This window comes from Zoogloea sp. 1C4, from assembly GCF_009469605.1.
Lineage (GTDB): Bacteria > Pseudomonadota > Gammaproteobacteria > Burkholderiales > Rhodocyclaceae > Zoogloea > Zoogloea oryzae.
Map to the genome: position 1 here is coordinate 270,333 of NZ_SSXU01000002.1, position 20,238 is coordinate 290,570.

General features: G+C 62.9%; 16 protein-coding genes and 1 pseudogene. 6 read left to right on the forward strand and 11 right to left on the reverse strand.

Annotated elements, in window-relative coordinates; all coding sequences use genetic code 11:
- Positions 1–88: 88 nt before the first annotated feature.
- The 11 genes from gltS to GH681_RS03760 form a co-directional block, all read right to left on the reverse strand.
- On the reverse strand, positions 89–1,294 hold the full coding sequence (gene gltS / locus GH681_RS03710; protein ID WP_153160103.1) for a sodium/glutamate symporter: 1,206 nt from the start codon (positions 1,292–1,294) through the stop codon (positions 89–91).
- On the reverse strand, positions 1,291–2,529 hold the full coding sequence (locus GH681_RS03715; RefSeq protein WP_051084431.1) for an acetate/propionate family kinase: 1,239 nt from the start codon (positions 2,527–2,529) through the stop codon (positions 1,291–1,293). The genes gltS and GH681_RS03715 overlap by 4 nt, the downstream gene beginning before the upstream one ends.
- Before the next feature lie 79 nt (positions 2,530–2,608).
- A complete protein-coding gene (locus tag GH681_RS03720) occupies positions 2,609–3,361 on the reverse strand; it encodes an SDR family NAD(P)-dependent oxidoreductase (protein ID WP_018715730.1) in 753 nt (250 codons plus the stop codon).
- A 43-nt stretch (positions 3,362–3,404) separates the two neighbouring features.
- Complete coding sequence (locus GH681_RS03725; protein WP_153160104.1) at positions 3,405–4,826, reverse strand: bifunctional enoyl-CoA hydratase/phosphate acetyltransferase; 1,422 nt, start codon at positions 4,824–4,826, stop codon at positions 3,405–3,407.
- Positions 4,823–7,252: a DUF3141 domain-containing protein gene (locus GH681_RS03730; protein ID WP_153160105.1), complete on the reverse strand. Its 2,430-nt coding sequence runs from the start codon at positions 7,250–7,252 to the stop codon at positions 4,823–4,825. The genes GH681_RS03725 and GH681_RS03730 overlap by 4 nt, the downstream gene beginning before the upstream one ends.
- 83 nt (positions 7,253–7,335) lie before the next feature.
- Entirely contained in the window at positions 7,336–8,082 is a 747-nt protein-coding gene (gene phbB / locus GH681_RS03735; protein WP_153160106.1) for an acetoacetyl-CoA reductase, read from the reverse strand.
- Positions 8,072–8,533 (reverse strand): phasin family protein, encoded by a 462-nt coding sequence (locus tag GH681_RS03740; RefSeq protein ID WP_044396478.1) that lies wholly within the window; start codon positions 8,531–8,533, stop codon positions 8,072–8,074. Before GH681_RS03740 ends, phbB begins: the two co-directional genes overlap by 11 nt.
- A gap of 49 nt (positions 8,534–8,582) precedes the next feature.
- Complete coding sequence (locus GH681_RS03745; protein ID WP_153160107.1) at positions 8,583–9,713, reverse strand: ABC transporter permease; 1,131 nt, start codon at positions 9,711–9,713, stop codon at positions 8,583–8,585.
- A gap of 1 nt (position 9,714) precedes the next feature.
- The gene (rbbA, locus tag GH681_RS03750) at positions 9,715–12,483 is read right to left on the reverse strand and encodes a ribosome-associated ATPase/putative transporter RbbA (protein ID WP_153160108.1); all 2,769 of its coding nucleotides are present in this window, start codon (positions 12,481–12,483) and stop codon (positions 9,715–9,717) included.
- Positions 12,484–12,486: 3 nt separating this feature from the next.
- Positions 12,487–13,566, reverse strand: coding sequence for an HlyD family secretion protein (locus tag GH681_RS03755; protein WP_153160109.1), 1,080 nt, complete (start codon positions 13,564–13,566; stop codon positions 12,487–12,489).
- Positions 13,567–13,580: 14 nt separating this feature from the next.
- Positions 13,581–15,068, reverse strand: coding sequence for an efflux transporter outer membrane subunit (locus GH681_RS03760; protein WP_153160110.1), 1,488 nt, complete (start codon positions 15,066–15,068; stop codon positions 13,581–13,583).
- Between the two features lie 451 nt (positions 15,069–15,519).
- Here GH681_RS03760 and GH681_RS03765 point away from each other — a divergent pair, with 451 nt between their 5' ends.
- From GH681_RS03765 to GH681_RS03790, 6 genes and pseudogenes are all read left to right on the forward strand, one after another.
- Positions 15,520–16,158 (forward strand): TetR/AcrR family transcriptional regulator, encoded by a 639-nt coding sequence (locus tag GH681_RS03765; protein ID WP_068679673.1) that lies wholly within the window; start codon positions 15,520–15,522, stop codon positions 16,156–16,158.
- Between the two features lie 8 nt (positions 16,159–16,166).
- The gene (locus tag GH681_RS03770) at positions 16,167–17,201 is read left to right on the forward strand and encodes a DUF4105 domain-containing protein (RefSeq protein WP_003050060.1); all 1,035 of its coding nucleotides are present in this window, start codon (positions 16,167–16,169) and stop codon (positions 17,199–17,201) included.
- Positions 17,198–19,138 carry a triacylglycerol lipase gene (locus GH681_RS03775; RefSeq protein ID WP_003050063.1) on the forward strand — a complete coding sequence of 647 codons (1,941 nt, stop codon included), beginning with the start codon at positions 17,198–17,200 and terminating at the stop codon, positions 19,136–19,138. Before GH681_RS03770 ends, GH681_RS03775 begins: the two co-directional genes overlap by 4 nt.
- A 46-nt stretch (positions 19,139–19,184) precedes the next feature.
- Positions 19,185–19,364, forward strand: a pseudogene (locus tag GH681_RS03780) (transposase); the annotation flags it as partial.
- A 62-nt stretch (positions 19,365–19,426) separates the two neighbouring features.
- Complete coding sequence (locus tag GH681_RS03785) at positions 19,427–19,666, forward strand: hypothetical protein (protein WP_202626418.1); 240 nt, start codon at positions 19,427–19,429, stop codon at positions 19,664–19,666.
- Positions 19,667–19,713: 47 nt separating this feature from the next.
- Entirely contained in the window at positions 19,714–20,196 is a 483-nt protein-coding gene (locus GH681_RS03790; protein WP_013520789.1) for an AAA family ATPase, read from the forward strand.
- Positions 20,197–20,238 lie beyond the last annotated feature (42 nt).

The following is a 20,238-nucleotide window of genomic DNA, read 5'->3' on the forward strand; positions in this document are numbered from 1 at the left end:
AGTCGATTGCGATTTCCTGGGCGACGACGCCTCGCCAGCGCGTCAGCGATGTATCCATCTGCCAGCTCGCTCCGCTGTTTCGCTTCGCCTAACCGGCCATCAGGCTGATTACCAGTGCGTTCGCAATATCGATGACGAACCCACATACCAAGGGCACCACAATGAACGCCTCGCGTGCCGCACCATGCTCCCGAGTCACCGCCGTCATGTTGGCGATGGCAGTGGCGGTAGATCCCAGCGCAATACCGCCGAAACCCGCGCACACCACGGCGGCTTGGTAATCCTTGCCCATTGCCCGAAAAACAATCAGCAAAACGAATGCGATGACCAAGGCAATCTGCACCAGCATCGCCGCCGTGATGAAGGCGAGCACGGGCTGCAGTTCCCAGAGCCTGAGTCCCATCAGCGCCATGGTCAGAAACAGGCCCAATGACATGTCGGAAACCAGGGCGATGCCTGGCTGCATGCTCGGCCAGTTCCATAAACGTCCGCGCCCACTTGGCCTCATCCAGTCGGCCGCCATGCGCAGGAGAATTCCGGCCAGCAGGCAGCCCACAAAGGCGGGCAGCGTGACGGCGGTACGCGCGACCAAGGCATTGATTCCGTATCCCAACATCAAGGCGAAGTTGAGCCAGAGCAATGCCAGCAGCAGGCCGTAGTAGTCCAGGCGGGCATGCTGCTCATCCCTGTGCAGCGTGCCAATTTCCAGGGCGCTGTCCCCAGAGGCTTGAAGCCGATGCCTACGCATGAGCAAGCTTGCGACTGGGCCCCCGATGGTGCAGGCCGCGATCAGGCCGATCATGTTCGCTGCCAATCCCAGTTCCTGCGCTTGCGCAATGCCGAGGTTGTGAACGAAGTGATCGGACCAGGCCAAGGTGGTGCCCACGCCTCCTGTCAGGGAAATCGATCCCACCATCAGCCCGGTGCGCGGATCCAGGCCGAAGGCGCGTGCCATCTCCATCCCGGCCAGGTTCTGCAGCACCATGAACCCGATGGCCAACCCCGACAGGATCAGCAAGGGCCGTCCACCATGGCGCAGCGTGCGGGCGTCGGTACCCAGGCCAATGGCCGCAAAGAAGTACAGCAGCAGCGCGTCACGCGCTTCGAGATCGAAACTGATGACGATCCCCGCACCGTAGTACAGGGCGAAGACAACCAGGGCGCAGGCCAAGCCGCCCACCAGGGATTCCGGGATGCTGTATCGACGCAAGATGCGCCAACGCGCAACCAAGCCCTTGCCCACGAACAACAGCAGGATGGCGAGCGTGAATCCATGGAAGGCATCGATCGTCATCGCGCCTTCTCCCTGTCCAGGCAGGACAGCGCATGGCTGGCGGCTATCCACTCTTCGTTGGTGGGCTCGACCGCCACGGTGACCTGACTGTGATCGCTGGAAATCGTCGCCGCGTGGCTGGCGTTGGCATCGGTATCCAAGGCAATGCCCAAAAAGCCCAGCGCCGCACAGATGCGCTCGCGAATGAACGCATTGTGTTCACCGACACCCGCCGTGAACACCAGCATGTCCAGGCCACCCAGCACGGCGACCAAGGCCCCGATCTCGCGTACGATGCGGCGCACGTAAAGGGCCAGTGCCAAGCGCGCTCGCTCCCCCGTTTCGCCTGCATCGTTCTCGTGTCCGACAATGACGCGCGGCTCGGCCGAGATTCCCGAAACGCCGAGCAGGCCGGACTCGTGATAGAGGACGCGCCCCACTTGCTCCAGTGAGAGCTTCTCGATTTCCATCAGGTAGAGCACCGCACCCGGATCGAGCGCGCCGGTGCGGGTGCCCATCATCAGGCCGTCAAGCGCGGAGAAGCCCATGGTGGTGGCCGCGCTTTTGAGTCCACGCATGGCGCACAGACTGGCGCCACTGCCCAGATGGGCAACGACGGTGCGACCGCGCGCGGCGTCGCCATGGCGTTCGGGCAAGGCCACTGCCATGTACTCATACGACAGGCCGTGAAACCCGTACCGACGCAGACCGCGCTCCCATGCGGCATAGGGCAACGGCAGGACCTTCTCGACCTGGGGCAAAGTGTGGTGGAAGGCCGTGTCGAAGCAGGCCATCTGTGGCAGATCGGGCTGCTCCCGCAGCAGGATCTCCACGGCTTCGAGCGCGAATGGCTGGTGCAGCGGGGCCAGAGGAATGTAGCCCTTGAGGTCGGCCAGGACATTCGCGTCCACGCGCACGGGCATGAAGTATTTACTGCCGCCGTGGACGATACGATGGGCGACCGCACCGATCCGGCGGCCGTCGAGCCGCTGGCTGACACGATCGCGGATGAGGCGCAGTGCGGCGCGATACGGATGTGCCGTTTCGAGTTCGATCGGGAACGGCGCAACCCCCGTCTCTCCGAAATCCGGGTTGGCGCCACCGATTCCCTGCACCTTGCCATTCCACAATGCCTGGCGCGGCAGTGGCGCGGCCGAGGAATCGAACACCGCGAACTTGATACTGGATGAGCCGCAGTTCAGCACAAGGATCAGTCTGTGTTCGTGGCGCCTAGAGCGGGCCATGGTGACGTCCATCAGGTCGTCCTCTCTGCGCGCCGTCCGTGCGACCTCGCCAAGGTGTGCGCGGTTGTCTGCGGTCTCATCGTCTTCAGACTTAGCGCGCTGTGTAGCCGCCATCGGCGATGAGCTGGGTGCCAGCAAGGAAGCTGCTTCCTTCCGATAGCAAAAACGCCACGGCATGGGCGATTTCGTCCGGTGTACCCAGGCGACCGATCGGATGCAGGCCAACGGCCTCTTGGAGGGCCGATTCATCCAGGAAATCCAGGATGGGCGTACGTACGTAACCGGGATGGATCGAATTGATCCGGATTCCCTTGGGGGCATAGGCCAGCGCTGCCGACCGGGTCAGCCCGGTAACAGCATGCTTGGCTGCGACGTACGCGGGGTTCGCTGCGTCGCCCACCACTCCGAGGATGGAGGAGACGTTGACGATGGCGCCGCCTCCAGAGCGCAGGATGGCGGGAATCTGATGGCGCAGGCCATAGAACACGCCGTTCAGGTTGACATCGATCACCCGGCTCCAGGCGGCAGGGTCCAGTTCCCCCACAGGACTCTGGTCGCCACTGATACCGGCGTTATTGACGGCAAAATGAAGGTCGCCAAACGCATCGACCGCGCAGGCCACGGCAGCCTGGACCTCATCGATGCGTGCCACGTCGGCCACATTGGCCACGGCGTGGCCGCCCTCGGCGTTGATGAGACTGGTGACGCGCTGCGCATTGTCGGCGCTGACGTCCGAGACCACGACATTCAGACCGTTGCTCGCAAGAAGCCGGGCGATGCTCTCGCCAATGCCGGATCCTGCACCGGTGACCAGGGCTACGCGGCCAGAGAATGAATACTGCATGGTGTTTTCTCCAAAGGGGTGGTTAAGTTGCTAACAAGTCCGCTCAAGGGGGCGACAGCCGATAGTGATGGGCCAGCATCAGTGCAATCGCGCATGAGGCGATGCGCGTATCGCGCGAGTCGGCACGGCTGGTCAGAATGACCGGCACCTTGGCTCCAAGGACGATCCCGGCGCTGGCTGCTCCGCCCAGGAAGATCAACTGCTTGGCAAGCATGTTGCCGCTCTCCAGGTCAGGCACGGCGAGGATGTCAGCCTGCCCGGCAACCTCGGAGACGATCCCCTTGGTACGCGCAGCGGCGATGGAGACCGCGTTGTCGAAGGCGAGCGGCCCGTCGAGCAGGCCGCCAGTGATCTGGCCGCGATCAGCCATCTTGCACAGCGCCGCCGCGTCCAGCGTGGCCGTCATCGTCGGGCTCACCGTCTCGACCGCGGCCAGGATCGCGACCTTGGGTTCGCGCACGCCGATTACCTGCGCCAGCTCGATGGCGTTGCGGATGATGTCCGCCTTCTGTTCCAGAGTCGGGGCGATATTGATCGCCGCATCGGTGACGATGAACGGGCGCGGATAGGCCGGTGTCTGTAGCAAAAAGCAATGGCTGACCCGACGCTTGGTGCGCAACCCTGCCGCAGTCGAAACCAGCGCGGACATCAGCTCGTCGGTGTGCAGGCTCCCTTTCATCAGGGCTTCGACTTCACCTGTGGCCGCCAGGGCGACGGCTTGCTGCGCGGCGGCGTGGCTGTGGGGTGCGTCCACAATGGCGACGTCGGCCAGATCCAGCCCGGCCTCCGCGGCGACTGCTTCCAGCCGCACCCGTGGCCCGACCAGCACCGGCTCGATCAATCCCGCGTGGCGCGCTTCGAGCGCAGCGGACAGGCTGGGAGAATCGCAGGGGTGGACGACAGCCACACGAATCGGTTGCAAGTGCGCGACATGCGCCAGCAGGCTTTGCAGGCCTGTACGGCCCTGCGCATTCGGGTGGATTTCCGGCAACACGGTGCGCGTTCGTTCCAAGCGTTCGGTGGGCGCCACGACCTCTACCTGGCCTTGGAAAACCGCTACCCCCTCCTGGTTGGTGCAGGTGCAGGCCAGCGTGACATGGTGGGTGGCCGTGTCCTTGCTGGTCACCTGCATCTGCACGGTCAGCCTGTCACCGGGCCGAACCGCTCCGAGGAAGCACAGACTCTGGCTGACATATTGGGTTCCAGGCCCCGGCAGCCGTGTTCCCAGCACAGCCGAGATCAGGACGTTTGCACAAATGGCCTCCGTGGTGTCCCGAGCGCTTGAGGACGCAGCAGGTTCCGGGTCCACATCGCCTGATTGCAGCGCGAACATGTGGATGTCTTGCGGCGAAAACGCGCGTTCGAGGCTGGCGCTGTCGCCGATGGCGATCTCGTCGAAGGTGCGGTTGCGCAGAACCTGCAATGCGTCGGCAGTGGCATCGACCGGTGTGGACGAGGTCGTCATTTGCCTTTCCCTCGCCGTGTTTGACTTGTCCGCAGCGCGACTGGCGTCTTGGACACAGTTTTCTTCTGAGGCGCCTTCGGCTTTGGCGAGGATGTTTGGGGTTTCGTGTCCATAACCGCAGCGGAAGTGTCACCGGCAGAGCTTGGCATGGCGGGTGCCGAGTTCCCGTCCACGGCTGCAGCGGACGTTTCATTGGCGGGACTTGCCATCGCGAGCGCCGAAGCCGCCTGCGCCTCGCACGCCGCCCGCTTGAACAGGGTGGAAACCTGCTCCAGTCGGGTTTGCTCGTGTGCGGACAGCACATCACCGCTGCCAATCACCTGCACGATCATTCCCGCTACCTGTCGGATGTCCTCAGGCGCTATGCCGTTGAGCAATCCGGGGATGGCGGACACCATGGCGTCCTCATCGAGCCTCATGAGCAAAGCCTGCCGACGCACGAGGTGGCGGAAAGCCTGCATGTCGAAGTCATTTGTCAAATGAGGGCGCACCAGTTCCTCTGCGTGCCGAAAGTGCCGCCCGTCGGCCTCCCCACGCGCCGCGAGCACGAAGAACAGCGCCCGTATGGCGGCTTCGGTTATCCCGCCGTTGTGAATATCCGCTTCGAGCCGTGTCAACTCTTGCGCCAGATACTGGCGATGTTCGGGCGTCTCGCTAGGATGGGGTCGCGGCGGCGCATCGTCGTGCAGGCTCTGTCCTGTCATGGCCTGAACCAGCGGCAGGCTGTACAGCATGTCAAAGGCCTGTGCGTAGATTTGGTCGCGGCAATCACGGAATTGATCCAGCATCTGTTCGACGGCGGTGGAAAACTCCGTCTGCAGTTGCAGGAAAGGATTGGCCTCGGAGACGGTCTGGCGATGTTCGCGCACCTGTTGCGCCGCTTCTTGTACAGCGGCGGCCAGCGGGTGCCGATCGGACCACAATTCATAACCCATGCGCAGTGGATGCAGCGGCTCCAGCCACTTCGCCCCCTGATCCGTGACCAGGGCTCGGACCCACGGCTGCACGAAGCTGCGGTAGCAGGCCAAGTTGATCTCGGAGATCCGCGCAGCGGCGGCAAAACGGCGATCGCTCTCGGGATCGGGGCGAACGATCTCACGGATTTCATCGATGTTGCTGCGGCGAATCCGGGTCAGGTAGGCGTCACTGGCTGGTTCGCCTTCCTGGGCGTCGTCGTGATGCTCGTCGATCTGCATGTGGTGGATGCCGGCTGGCAGCACGTCGATGATGTCGATGTTGGCTGCGAACTCCCGGTGCTCTTTGCGCCCGACGCTCCCGGAGACGAAGATGCCCAGATGCCCGATGCTGTCATGGGTGGCGTAGACGATGGTCTGGTCATGTCCCACCACATCCAGGTCGTTGCGGTACAGGTCGGTGATCCAGCCCAGGGCCTGGGGCGGTGGAGTGATGTTGTCCCCATAGGAGCAGAACACCACGATCGGCGAGCGAATATTGCGCAGGTCAATGCGCACGCCATCGGACGTCACCAGTTGGGCCGTACTCAGCTTGTTGCCGATGAACAGGTTGTCGACGATGTACTGCATCTCCACGTCGTTCAGGAAGACGTGGCCGCCCCAGTACTTCTCGAACTGCAGGTGGCGCGGGCCTTCCGTGTCGACCTTGGCGTACAGGTTGTACTGTTTGGTCCAAAGCGTATTGGCCGGGTCCAGGTTTTCGAAGTTCTGAACCAGCCAGGCACCATCGAACCGACCAGCTCCTAGGTCGCTGGTCAATGCCGTCAACCAACTACCGCCAGTGAGGCCGCCTGCGTAGCGCATCGGCATGTCGCCCGCCCAGTACGACAGCGGCGCGCCGGCCACGATGATCGGCCCGAACAGTTCGGGCCAGACGGCGGCTGCCATCAGGATCTGCCAGCCTGCCTGGCAATTGCCGATGACTGCCGGCTTGCCGCGGCTGTCGGGGTGCAGCTCGCCGACCTTGCGCACGAAGGCCGCTTCGGCTCGCATGACGTCCTCGACGGTCTGACCGGGAACGGGATCGGGCAGAAAGCCAACGAAGTAGCAGGGATGCCCTGCCTTGAGGGCTGCCCCGACCTCGCTGTCGGGTTTGAAGCCGCCGATGCCCGGGCCGTGGCCCGCGCGTGGATCGACCACCACGAACGGTCGCTTGCGGGGATCGCTCGGCGTGTCGGCTGGCGGCTGGATGCGTACGAGGCCATAGTTGACTGGCCGCGGAAGATCCAGCCCGGACATGACGATCTCGCAAGCGAAGTCCAGTACGTTCGGCATACGCTCCTGCAAATGCGCCTGGTACTGGTTGCCGCGTTGGCGGCGAACGTCGGCATACAGAATTAGCCGCTGCCAGGCATCCACTACATACTCGGTTGCCTTCGCCGGGAGTCGCAATGGATCCCACAGCAACTGCCCCCAATCGGTCGTTGGAGATGTCGTGGTGTCTCGGTTCATGGCGATGGGCACTCCCTGTATGCTGAAAAGGAAAACGAATAGAAAGGAGCCGCCGACACAGCGCCCTGGCGGCCCTGCCGCAGTCAGTACATGTGCTGGCCACCATTCATCGAGACGTTGCTGCCGGTCATGAATCCCGCAGACTCGCTGGCGATGAATGCCACCAGTGCTGCGACTTCCGCAGGCCGCCCTAGGCGGCCTACCGGGATACCGGCGATCACCTGCTTGACCACGCCCTCGGTCATGTTCGTCACCATCTTCGTGTCCAGATACCCCGGCGAGACGGTGTTGACCGTCACGCCTTTGCGCGCCACTTCCTGTGCGAGGGCTTTTGTGAAGCCATGCATGCCGGCTTTTGCGGCGGAGTAGTTGGTCTGGCCGAACTGCCCCTTGGAGCCGTTGATGGAGGAGATGTTGATGATCCGGCCCCAGCCCCTGTCGAGCATGCCGTCGATGAATGGCCGGGTCACGTTGAATACGGAATCGAGATTGACGCGCAGGACGGCATCCCAATCGGCGTAGCTCAGCTTGCGGAACGTGGCATCGCGCGTGATGCCCGCGTTGTTGACCAGGATGTCGATGCGATGCCCGTCTGTGTGGATGCGGTCAGCCAGTTCCTGGCAACGGGCATGGTCGGCCACATCCGCGCCGTAGGCGGCGAAGTCGTAACCTTCGCCGGCTTGGGTTTTCAGCCACGCGCCAATGCTGGCATTGCCCGGCGAATGGACGATGAGCACGGTATGGCCCGCATCGTGCAAGGCCCGGGCGATGGCTTCGCCCAGGCCGCCGCTGCCGCCGGTGACCAGTGCAGTGCGTTGCTCAGCCGGCATTGCGACCACCTGTCTTGGCTGGTGCGTCCTTGTCCTGTGCCTTGGCCCACACCGCTCCCCATTGCTTGAAAATATCCTGGAACGGCAATATCGCATCTGCCTGGCCTACGGCCTGCGTGACCGATTTCTGCCAGTCCTGAATGGCTTGCTGCAGGCCTTGGGTGAAGGTGGTCTGATTCTTGATTGCGACTTGCGTTAGTGCCTGCGCGCCACCCATCTGGTGCTGAAACTGACGCCAGAAGGCCTGCGCGGGCAGCGTGGCCAACTCCTGCCAGTTCTGGGCCTTGAGCAGGCTTTCGATCTCAGTGCCGGACTCGGCAATGTTTTCGCTGCCCGCGCGCGTGGCGTTCTCCAGCCATTGCTGGCCGTTTTCCTGCATCAGGCGCTGCAGGCGCAGTTGCAGTTCCAGGTTCGCCTTGAAGAGGTTGAGGGGGATGGTTTCATTGCTCATGGTCAAACTCCTTGCTTGGGTTGAAATGCCCAATCGGGCGGTCAAACGATCAGGCCATCTGGCCGATCGTTTTGCGAAAGCGTGCCAGCGACAGGAAAAACAGCACCGCGCCGATCAAGGCCAGCGCCAGGAAGGGCTGCCACACCGTCTCCAGCCCCGCGCCCCGATAAAGGATGGCCTGGCTCAGTTCCACGAAATGGGTGGTGGGTGCGACCAGCATGATGTTCTGCACGATCTCGGGCATGCTTTCGCGTGGCGTAGTGCCACCCGACAGCATCTGCAGCGGCAGGATGGTGAGCATCATCAACATGCCAAACTGCGGCATGTTGCGCGCCAGCGTGGCGATGAAGATGCCCATCGACGTAGTGGCGAACAGACTGAGCGCTGCACCGGCGAAGAACAGCGCGATGGAGCCCTCGATGGGCACGCCCAGGACGCCGCGCACCATGAGGGTGAGCGACAGGAAGGAGGCGATCAGCACGACCAGGGCCATCGACCAGACCTTGGAGAGCATGATCTGGGCGGGAGTCACGGGCATCACCAGCAGGTGTTCGATGGTGCCGTGCTCGCGCTCGCGGATCAGCGCTGCGCCGGTCAGGATGATGGACAGCAGTGTGATGTGGTTGATGATCTGCACCACCGAGCCGAACCAGGCCTTGTCGAGGGCGGGGTTGAAGCGCGCGCGCAAGGCCAGATCCACGGGTGGCGCGGTGGTGCTGCGATAACGCTTGACGAACTCGTTGACTTCACCGGTGAAAATTTGTTGAACATGGCCACTGCCGGTGAAGGCCTGGCTCATGCGGGTGGCGTCGACATTGAGCTGCACGGCAGGCGATCGCCCCGCCAGCACGTCGCGCTGGAAGTTGGGCGGAATGACCAGAGCGAAGGTGTACAGCCCCGCGTCCATGCCCGGGTCCACGTCCCCATAGTCGATCATGGCCGGTGGCGTGAACTGCGGGGGGTAGAAGGCCGAGGCAACCCGCTGGGACAGCGCCGAATTATCCTCGTCGACGATGGCGATGGGCGCGTTGTGCAGCGTCTCCGGCATGGACGTGGCCTTGGTGTAGACCGACGCGGTGAACACGTAGACGATGAGCACAAGCATCATCGGATCGCGCCAAAGACTCCACAGCTCCTTGACACCAAGGTCGTAGATGTTGGCCAGGTTTCTTCTGCGCATCTCAACGCTCCTGCTTCTTGAGTAGCAAAACAGCCACGCCGAGAATGACCGGAACCGAAATGAGCATCGACCACAGCGGCCCTGTCAGGTCGGCCAGGCCAAGCGCTTTGCTGAATACGCCACGGCTGATGGAAATCATGTGCGTGGCGGGGTAGATCTCGCCGATGAACTTGCTGGAGCCTTCGAGCGAGGACACGGGATCGATCAGGCCGGCGAACTGGGTGGCCGGTATGAGGGTGCCGATCATGGCGAAGAACATGGCCGCGATCTGGCTGCGTGTAACGGCCGAGGCCAGCAGCCCCATGCCTGTCGCGGCGAAGGAGAAGATCAGCGCGGCCAGCGCCAGGGTGAAGAAGCTGCCCTTGACCGGCACACCGAAGACGGTGACCGCGAGCAGGCTCATCAGCAGGAAGTTCACCATGGCCAGACCGACATAGGGCAGTTGCTTGCCAAGCAGGAACTCGATGCGCGTGACCGGCGTCACGTACAGATTGGTGATCGACCCGGTTTCTTTCTCGCGCACCACCGCCAGCGCAGTCAGCATGGCCGGCAGCATGAGCAGCAGCAGAGGGATCACCGCCGGCACCATGGCTGGCAGACTCTTGACATCGGGGTTGTAGCGAAAGCGCGTCTCGACGCTCGCATTGCCTGCGGCGCTGGCACCGCTGCGTTCGCTGGCCTGTACGAGCAGCCAGTGCTGGTGCATGCCCTGAACGTAGCCCTGGACGGTTTCCGCGCGTTGCGGCATGGCGCCGTCGAGCCACGCACCGATCTGCACGTTCTGGCCTCGCAACACATCGCGAGAGAAGCCAGGGGGGATCTCAATGGCCAGCGACAGTTCGCCGTTGCGCATACGCCGGTCGAGGTCCTCGTAGTCGATGATCGGCGCGTGCTCGGTGAAGTAGCGCGAGCCGGCCAAGTTCAGCGTGTAGTTCTGGCTGAGCGTGGTCTGGTCGCGATCGAGCACCGCATAGCTCAGGTCCTCGACGTCCAAGGTGATGCCGAAGCCGATCGCGAACATCAGGAGCAGCGAACCGCCCAGCGCCAGGGTGGCGCGCACCGGATCGCGCTGCAGTTCCAGTGCTTCGCGCCACAGATAGCTGAGCATGCGGCGCAGGCTGAAGCCTTCAGCGTTGTGCCCGATGTGCTCAGTGTGTGTCGCTGGCGTCTGAATCGCCGTATTGGCGGCCTCGGTGGGGCCGGCGGGAGCGACCGTGCCGCCCTCCGCCTCGACGAGGTAGCCGATGAAGGCCTCTTCAAGGGTTTTGGCGCCGCGTTTCTCGACCAGCCTGGCAGGCACATCGCTGTCGAGCACCTTGCCTGCATGCATCATCGACATGCGGTCGCAACGCTCGGCCTCGTTCATGAAGTGGGTGGAAATGAAGACCGTCACCCGGTCGCGCCGCGACAGCTCGATGAGCAGCCGCCAGAACGCGTCGCGCGCCACCGGATCGACGCCGGAGGTCGGTTCGTCCAGAATCAGCAGCTCGGGCTTGTGCACCATGGCAACGGCCAGCGACAGGCGCTGGCGTATGCCCAGCGGCAGACTGGCCGGCAGGCTGTCGATGACGTCCACCAGCCCGAAGCGCTCCACCATCTCGTCCACGCGGCCCGGAATATCGTTCGGGGACACACTGAAGAGCTTGGCGTGCAACTCCAGGTTCTGGCGTACCGTGATTTCGCTGTAGAGCGAGAACGCTTGGGACATGTAGCCGACGCGGCGGCGGGTGCCCAGATCATGCGGGTTCACTTCATGGCCGAACAGCCAGGCCCGACCCTCGCTCGCCGGCAACAGGCCGGTAAGCATCTTCATCGTCGTGGACTTGCCGCACCCGTTGGAGCCGAGGAAGCCGAAGATTTCACCGCGCCGGATGCGGAAGGACACGCTATCGACGGCAACGAAGTCGCCAAAGCGCATGGTCAGCCCCTCGGCCTCGATGGCGATATCGTCCGCGCCGTCCTCAGGCAGAGGCGGAATGACAACCGCTTGGTGTCCGCGCTTTTTCTCTTCCGGGAGCAGGCGGATGAATGCCTCTTCCAGGTTCGGGCTGTTTGTTGTCTCCAGCAATTCCTTCGGCGTACCGGTGGCGAGGACCTTGCCGTCGTCGATGGCGGCGAGCCAGTCGAAGCGCTGGGCCTCATCCATGTAGGCGGTAGCCACGATCACGCTCATGCCGGGGCGGTCGGCGCGGATGCGCTCGATCAGATCCCAGAACTGCGCGCGCGCCAGCGGGTCCACGCCAGTCGTCGGCTCATCGAGAATCAGAAAATCCGGGTCATGAATCAGCGCGCAGCACAGGCCGAGTTTTTGCTTCATGCCCCCGGACAGCTTGCCTGCCGGGCGCTCCAGGAATTTGAACAGGCCAGTGGCCTGAGTCAGTTCGTCGATCCGCTGGCGGCGCTCTGCGGCGCCATGACCGAACAGGCGCGCGAAGAATTGCAGATTCTCCTCGACCGAGAGCGTCGGATACAGGTTTTTGCCCAGTCCCTGCGGCATGTAGGCGATGCGCGGGCATACCTGCTTGCGATGGGCCTTGCTGGCCATGTCGCCACCCAGCACCTCGACCGTGCCCTCCTGGATGATGCGCACACCCGCCAGCAATGAGAGCAGACTGGATTTGCCCACGCCGTCGGGGCCGATCAGGCCGACCATCCGTCCGGCGGGAATGTCCAGATCGATGCCATCCAGGGCGATGACGTCGCCGTAACGCAAGCGCACCTGACGGACGCTTGCAACGGTCGTGGGCTGCGCACTCGCACTGTGGCTCATACCTTACTCCGGCACGCGAACGGAGAGGTTTTGAGGCCACTCGGCATTGGCGTCGAGTTTGATCCAGGCCACGCCGGGCAACCCGGTCTTGACCTGATTGAGGTGCTCACGCAGCAACTCCTGCGAAATCTGCGCGCGCACGCGAAACATCAGTTTCTGCCGCTCGCTGGCGGTTTCCACCGTCTTGGGAGTGAACTGCGCCGCGCTGGCGACGAAGGAAACGGTGGCTGGAATCACATACTCGGGCGCGGCATCCAGAATGATGCGAACCTCCGAGCCCAGCGCAACGCGGCCGGCCACGGTTTCGGGCAGGAAGAAGGTGATGTACACGTCCGACAGGTCGATAAGATTCAGGACGCGTCCGCCCGATCCCAGCACCTCACCGGGTTGCGCGACACGCACCTGAACCCGTCCGTCGCGCGGAGACCGCAGTTCGCTGTCGCGTATGTCGGCTTCGATGCGGTTGATGCTGGCCGTGGCAGCGGACACGCTGGACCTCGCGCCGACGAGCTGCGCCTTGGCGGCCTCGACCGCGGCGCGGGCAGCGGCGGCCTGTGCCTTGCTGGCCGCGAGGGTCGCTTGGGCGCCCCGTACGCGCGCCCGGTCATCGTCCAGTTCCTGGATCGAGGCGGCTCCCTCACTCGACAGCGTGCTGGAGCGTGTCAGGCGCCGTTGCGCGGCGTCCAGTTCGGACTCGCGCTGACCAACCAGAGCCAAGGCGGCAGTCACGTCGGCTTCACGCAGCGCCACCTGTGCCTGCGCCGCGGTCACCGAATGCTCAGCCTGCTGACGCATGGCCAGGGCCTCGTCGCGCTGCGCTTCCAGCGTTTCCAGCCGCATCTTGGCCAGTGGCTGGCCGGCTGTGACGAAATCGCCTTCACGCACCAGGATGTCTTCGATGCGGCCGGGAAGTTTGGTGGCCACGTCGATCTCGGTGGCTTCGATGCGGCCATTGCCGTTGACGAATCCTTCGCCCGGGCCGCTGTCGGTAAACCTCGTCCAGCTCCACCAGGCCAGCGCGGCAACAACCGCTGCAGCGAAAGCGACCAGGAGTTTTTTCTTGAGAGAGGGGGAGACAGTCATGGGTTCGGCGTGCCTTAACGGGTTGATGGGGTGGAAGCGGGAGTCGAGGCCGCACCCTGTGCCTCGCCGGCTGCGGCGAGGGTGCCGCCGCCGAGCGCGGCATACAGCGCCACCTGGCTGGACAGCAGCGCGCGGCGCGCCTGTACCAGTTGTTGCTGGGCTCCCAGCAGATCGCGCTGGGCATCCAGCACTTCCAAGAAGGCGGCCGAGCCGTTGTCGTAGCGCAACTTGGCCAGGCGTGCGCGTTCGCTTTGCGCTTCCAGGTTGGCTCTCTGGATCGTCAACTGCTCAGCCAGCCAGTGCTTTGCGCTCAGCGCATCGGCCACCTCGCGGAAGGCCGTTTGAATGGTTTTTTCGTATCCGGCGACGGCGATGTCGCGGCGCACTTCGCTCAGCTCCAGATTGGCGCGGCGGCGCCCGCCATCGAAGATGGGCAGCGACAGGGTGGGCATGAAGGTCCAGGCACGACTGCCGGAATCGAACAAGCCATTCAAGTCGGAGCTGGCCGTGCCGAAGCTGCCGGTCAGCGCAATGCGCGGCAAAAACGCCGCGCGGGCCGCGCCGATGTGGGCATTGCTGGCACGCAATTGGTGTTCGGCGGAAATGATGTCCGGGCGACTGACCAGCAGCTCCGAAGGCAGGCCGGCCCGGAGTTCGGCCAGCACCGTTGTTTCATCGAAGGGTGCCTTGGTGGGCAGCGGGCCAGGATCGGCACCTACCAGCAGTGCCAGCGCGTGCAGTTGCGTGGCGCGTGCTTGCTCAAGCTGGGTTAGCAGCGCCTGAGCCTGGTTCAGCAAAGTTTGGACTTGAGTGAGGTCCAGCTTCGAGGTCGAGCCGACTTCAACGCGGCGCCGGAAAATGCGATAGGACTCCTCGCGGGTCGCGACGGTTTGACGGGCGATAGCCACGCGTTCGTCTATCTCGCGCAAGCCAAGATAACCGTCGGCCACCTGGGCGATCAGCGCCAGGTGGACGGCCTGGCGGGCCGCGTCGGAAGCCAGCCAGCTTTGCAGGGCGGCGTCTTCCAGGTTGCGGACCCGGCCCCACAGATCCAGCTCCCAGGTGCTCAAACCCACCTCGGCCCGATATTCGCCGCCCACCTGCGACCGGCCCGACATGTTCAGATCGCCAGGGACGCGCGCGCGTCCACCTTGGGCGCCCACGCCCATGGCAGGAAAACGATCCGAGCGCTGAATGCGGAATGTGGCGCTGGCTTCCTCGACGCGCAGCGCGGCCACGCGCAGGTCGCGGTTGTTTTCCAGCGCAGTCTCGATGAGGCGTTGCAGCAGGGGGTCGGTGAAGTACGCCTGCCAGGCAAGCTCTCCCGCGTGGGCGCCGTCGGTGCCTGATCCAAGATGCGCGGGCCAGGCTTCGGGCACGGGCAATGGCGGGGTGTCTGGCGCCGGAGCGAGCGACATGCAGCCGGTCAAGACGACGGCGCTCAGGGCCAACGAGGCAGCGCGCAATCTGAACGCGGGAAACAACGGGGAAGTTGGGAGCATGGTCACGTTCCGTACAGGTATCGGGCTGAAGAGGGTCTGGTCGCAGAGGAGGGAATGGCTGCCACCCGCGCAATGCGGGGTTCGTGGCTGGTGTCCGCAGGCCCTACTTTCTTGCTTGCAAGTGCTGTCAAGCCCACTTCATCTCCTTGTTGATATGTGCATCCCCGTGTTCCCCGGCTGGTTGATAGGGCGCTCTTCCTGTGTCGTAACCCGATGTGCCAGGTTCACTCGCGCCCTGTGTTGATCTGCATTGTGAAATCTGAAAACAAACAACTGGGCGGTTGCTTTCAATTATACGTTACAATCCAAGAACCGCAATCAGCGGGCTCGTCGGTCATTGCCGCAGGTCAATTCGAGCTGCCGGCTTGGGTTCAAGGAAGGCCCTGATTCTTGGTAGAGCCGGTGACAGGCCCATGGGAACACCCCTCAGATCTTTGAACAGAGCCTTTGAATGCCACCCAAGAAAGATGACGCGCCAGACAACAAGCGCCGCTACCTGTCCTCTGCCGCCAGGAAAGAGGAAATACTCGACGCGGCCCTGGTCGAATTCGCGGATCGGACATACAACGCAGTGTCGATGGAGCGCCTGGCGGAATGCGCGGGCTTGTCCAAGGCTGGCATCTATGCCCACTTCAAAAGCAAGGAAGAAATTTTTCACGCCTTGCTCGAACGTACGACGAAGCAGATTTGTGATTTCCAGGGCTGGCTCCCGGATGAGGATCTGACGTTGCCAGAGCTGGTAGATGTCTACCTGGATCGCCTGTACGCGACCTTCAGCTCCCCTGCCACGATGTCGATCTACCGGCTGCTTCTGGCCGAAAGCGCCCGAACTCCAGAGCTGGTGCAGCGTTGGCACAACGAAGTTGCGCTCGGGCTGAAAGAGCGGGCGCAGACCATCATCCACCGCAACATACGCCGAGGCGTCATTCGCCCAGGCGTCTTGACCGAACACTTCTTCCCGTTGGCGCTCGCGCCCGCAGTGCTGTGGCTGAGTTCCTCGATGCTGTCCAAGGGCAGTCCTTCCATCTCGCTGGTGCAGTTACGGGATGCGCACCGGCAACTGTTGCTTGAGCTTTTGCAGCCTCAATGAGCGGAGTGATGCACAGAGTCCTGCGCGCCCTTGCAGGCTTGGCGATCGGCTTTGTGGTACTGCTGCTGACTGTGTGGGGTGCGCTGGCTCTGTGGCATCAGATGCCGGGACCTTCGGTGGTGCGATGGTTCGTCATTGCCATGTGGTCTACGTTGGGTGTGACCGTTGTCTTGTCGCGGGCGGGCTTGCTTGGGCGGCGCAATCGCAACATCGCCGGATTCGCATTTGTGATCGCAGCCGCCTCCCTGCTCATGTGGTGGGGGACGCTGCAGCCGTCACACCAGCGTGTATGGGCTGACGATGTCGCCCAGTTGCTGGAGGCCAGGATCGACGGCAACCATGTTCACCTGAATAATGTGCGCAACTTCCAGTGGCGCAGCGAAACCGACTACACCCCGCAGTGGGAGAGCCGCACATACGACCTGGATCGTCTGCGCAGCGCCGACTTGGTGCTTTCCTACTGGATGGGGCCGCACATCGCCCACACCCTGGTGTCGTTCGGCTTCGATGGCGGTGATCGCGTGGTGTTCTCGCTGGAAATTCGCAAGGAACGCCATGAGTCCTTCTCGGCGGTAGGAGGATTCTTCCGTCAGTTCGAGCAGATCCTGGTAGCCGCCGATGAGCGAGACATTGTGCGTACGCGCAGCAACGCGCGAGGCGAAGATGTTTATCTCTATCGCTTGCAGATGAATCAGGCGAGTGCCCGCGCGTTGTTTCTGGAGTTTCTGAACGCGGCCAATGAACTGCGGCAGAAACCGCGCTTTTACAACACGTTAACCAGTAACTGCACGACCATCGTATTCGAGCTGGCCCGGGTCATTGCGCCCGCATTGCCAATGGACTATCGCCTGCTGCTGTCTGGATATTTTGCGCGGTACGTCTACGACATGCATGGATTGACGCCTGGCTATCGTTACGATGAATTGCAGGCACTGGGGCATATCAACGAACGTGCCCTTGCTTCCGATGTGTCAGAGGATGACTTCTCGATGTCGATTCGACAAGGCGTGCCAGGCATCCCTGCCAACGAGGTGAATCCATGAGGTTCCCGCAGGCCTGCCTTCTCATTACATGCGCCGCTCTTGCTCCGCTGCTGCTGGGGGGCTGCTCGATCCTGCGCGAGTTCGGCCCAGTGGTTGAAGTTCATACGCTACCTACCAGGGAGGCCATCGAACTCAAGCGCGGCGACATCCTGACACGTGGCAAGCTCAGCGATGCGACTGTCCAGACCATCAGGGTGGCGGCATTGGATGAGCAGGCATGCGCAAAGCCGATCTCCTCGGAGTGCGCGGAGGCCTTGGCTACCGTGACGGGGGTTGCCACGGATAGACGCCTGGCTGCACTGTCCGAACTATGGCTGGCGCAGGCTCAGGCCATGAAGCCCGGTTCAGCGCAGCAAGCCGCCTGGCTTGAGACGATTCGCTATGCCTATGCTTATCTGTTCCTTGGTGACCATACTCCGGGAGAGCGGGCCTTCGAGGATCGCCAGACCCAAGTGCGGGATTGGTATAACTATGCCGTCGAGCATGCGGCCACCGGCATGTTCGAAGTTCGGCAACAAATGCCGACGCAGTTGTCCGACCAGACCAGTTGGAACATTGCAGGCTGGGAACTGAAGCTGGATATGCGCGGCGCGCGCTTACCGGGCAGTACGGCGGTGCCAGCCGAACTCCTGCCAGCCTCGTCCCTGTCTTTCCGTGGATTGCGTAGCCTCTACCGGCGCGACGGCTTTGGCGCCGAGCTTGTGGCGGTCATTCCGGACGAGTCCCTGAGCGCCGCCCCAACTCGGGGTGGTCGCCCAGCGGCAAAACATGATCAGCAACCGCTGCCCTGGAGCGAGATGCCCGCGCCGTCCATGACGGTTCTGCTGCATCCCGACGGAGACAACTTGGACAGCGTGCTGCATGCTCGTACAGCCCGTCTGACGGTGCATGACCCCTATGTGGAATCGGCCATTATGCTGCGCGGCCAACGTGTGCCGCTGGCGGCCAATTTCACGGCCGGCTATGGCGTATGGCTGGCCCGTGCCAATTTCAACCGCCAGTCGCTGCGCAGCCTGCTCGGGCGCGAGGGTGGCATCGACCGCCCGCACGTCTACTTGATGCAGCCCTACGATCCGAACAGGCGGATCATCGTCATGCTGCACGGACTGGCCAGCAGCCCTGAAGCCTGGGTGGAACTCGCCAACGAAATCCTGGGCGATGAGGCCCTGCGCCAGCATTACCAGATCTGGCAGGTCTACTACCCGACCAACATGCCAGTCGCGTTGAACCACGCCATGATTCGCAGGGCGCTCGGGGATACGCTGACGCATTTCGACCCATCCGGCCAAGCGCCGGCGTCGTCCGACCTCGTGCTGGTGGGGCATAGCATGGGCGGGGTCATCGCGCGGTTGATGGTGTCGTCAACCGATCAATCGCTGGTGCAATTGGCTGCGGATCACAGTCGGTTGACGCCGCAGCAGATCAGGCGCATTGATCCCATGTTGCGCTTCGAGCCCTTCCCGAATGTCAGCAGTGCCATCTTCATCGCGGCGCCTCATCGGGGCACATCGGTCGCGGGTGGACGCCTGGGGCGCTGGATGGCGGGATTTATCCGCTTTCCCATTACGGTGCTCGAAGAACTCGCCCATACACTGACACCCAATGCGGCCGCCAGCAGCCGTGAAAGCCTGGCAACCATTCCCAATAGCGTGAACAATCTCGACGAAAACGATCCGTTCGTGCGTACGGCGGCGGGCTTTCCCATCTCATCCCAGGTGCGCTATCACTCGATCGTGGCCCAAGCCAATTCCGAAGTGGCCCTCGATGATTCCGATGACGGTCTTGTGCCTTATCGCAGCGCACATCTTCCCGGCGCACAGTCCGAGAAAGTCATTATTTCGGGGCACAGCGTGCAACAGAGCGCGGCCGCGATACTGGAGATCCAGCGTATTCTGAGAGAGGACATGGCTCTGCGGGAAGCGCATTTACAGCCATAGACAACTGCCATCTGCTGTGCGCGGCCGAGCTGATTTCGGATTTCGTATGGGCGTAATGCATTCATCTGAATGCGCAAAGAGCATCAGACTTACTGTTGCCCGCTCGACGCTGGCACAGTGGGTCGGTGCGTGCGGCGCGCAACTGCAGCCGATGGTAAAGGCGCTGGATGACGAACTGCGTCGCCACGTGGTGCTGCACGCCCACGAGACGCCGATGCTCAAGCCCAAGCATCTTGGCGACGGCAAGGCGTACCCAACGTGATCCGCCGTCTGGCGGCGACCCAGCCCATGCTCGACAAGATCGTCGGCCACCAACGCCACATCGCTCAGGCCTACGGCATATCGATGGAGCATGCGCGCTGGCTGTTGACCACCGTGGCGTTCCACTGCCTTGCCGTGGCCGACACGGTGTACTCGGTCGCCGAACGGGAACCCGTCGTGGATGCAGACCGTGCGACGGAGGAAGCCGAGATGGAGGCCGAACTCAACAGGGCATGCACGCACTCATTGTTGGCATGCTGGCCTTGATGGATGCTGATGGCCTTTCAGGAGATAGTTGATCGTCGTTCTCGTTTGTGGGGGTTGAATGGAAATCCAGGGATGCCGTAATTGAGGAGCCTGGACGGCGTATCGTTCAGGAACAAACACGCACGGGCGGCCAGGCCCTGCCGTGGCTCGACATGACGGCCTTCCTGCGCGGGGCCATCGACCTTGCGCTAGACAACCATGCCAATGCGCCACGCAGCAATACGCAATGGGTGTTCTTCGACCGTGGCCTGATCGACGCGGCGGCAGCACCCCAGGCACTGGACGGCACTACTATTCTGGACACGATTGCCCAGTCGCATCGCTACCACTCGCGCATCTTTCTGGCCCCGCCGTGGCCTGAAATCTATGTGCAGGACGAAGAACGCCGTCACAGCATGGATGAAGCGCGGGCTGAATTCGAGCGGCTTCAGCGCACCTATCCAGCGCTGGGCTATGCGGTATCGCGGTTGCCCAAGATCAGAGTGGCGCAACGCGCTGACTTTGTGCTGGACACCTTGGCTAGCCGCTAACCTACCAAGGCGAACTCTACCGTATCTCACCGCCACGTAGGA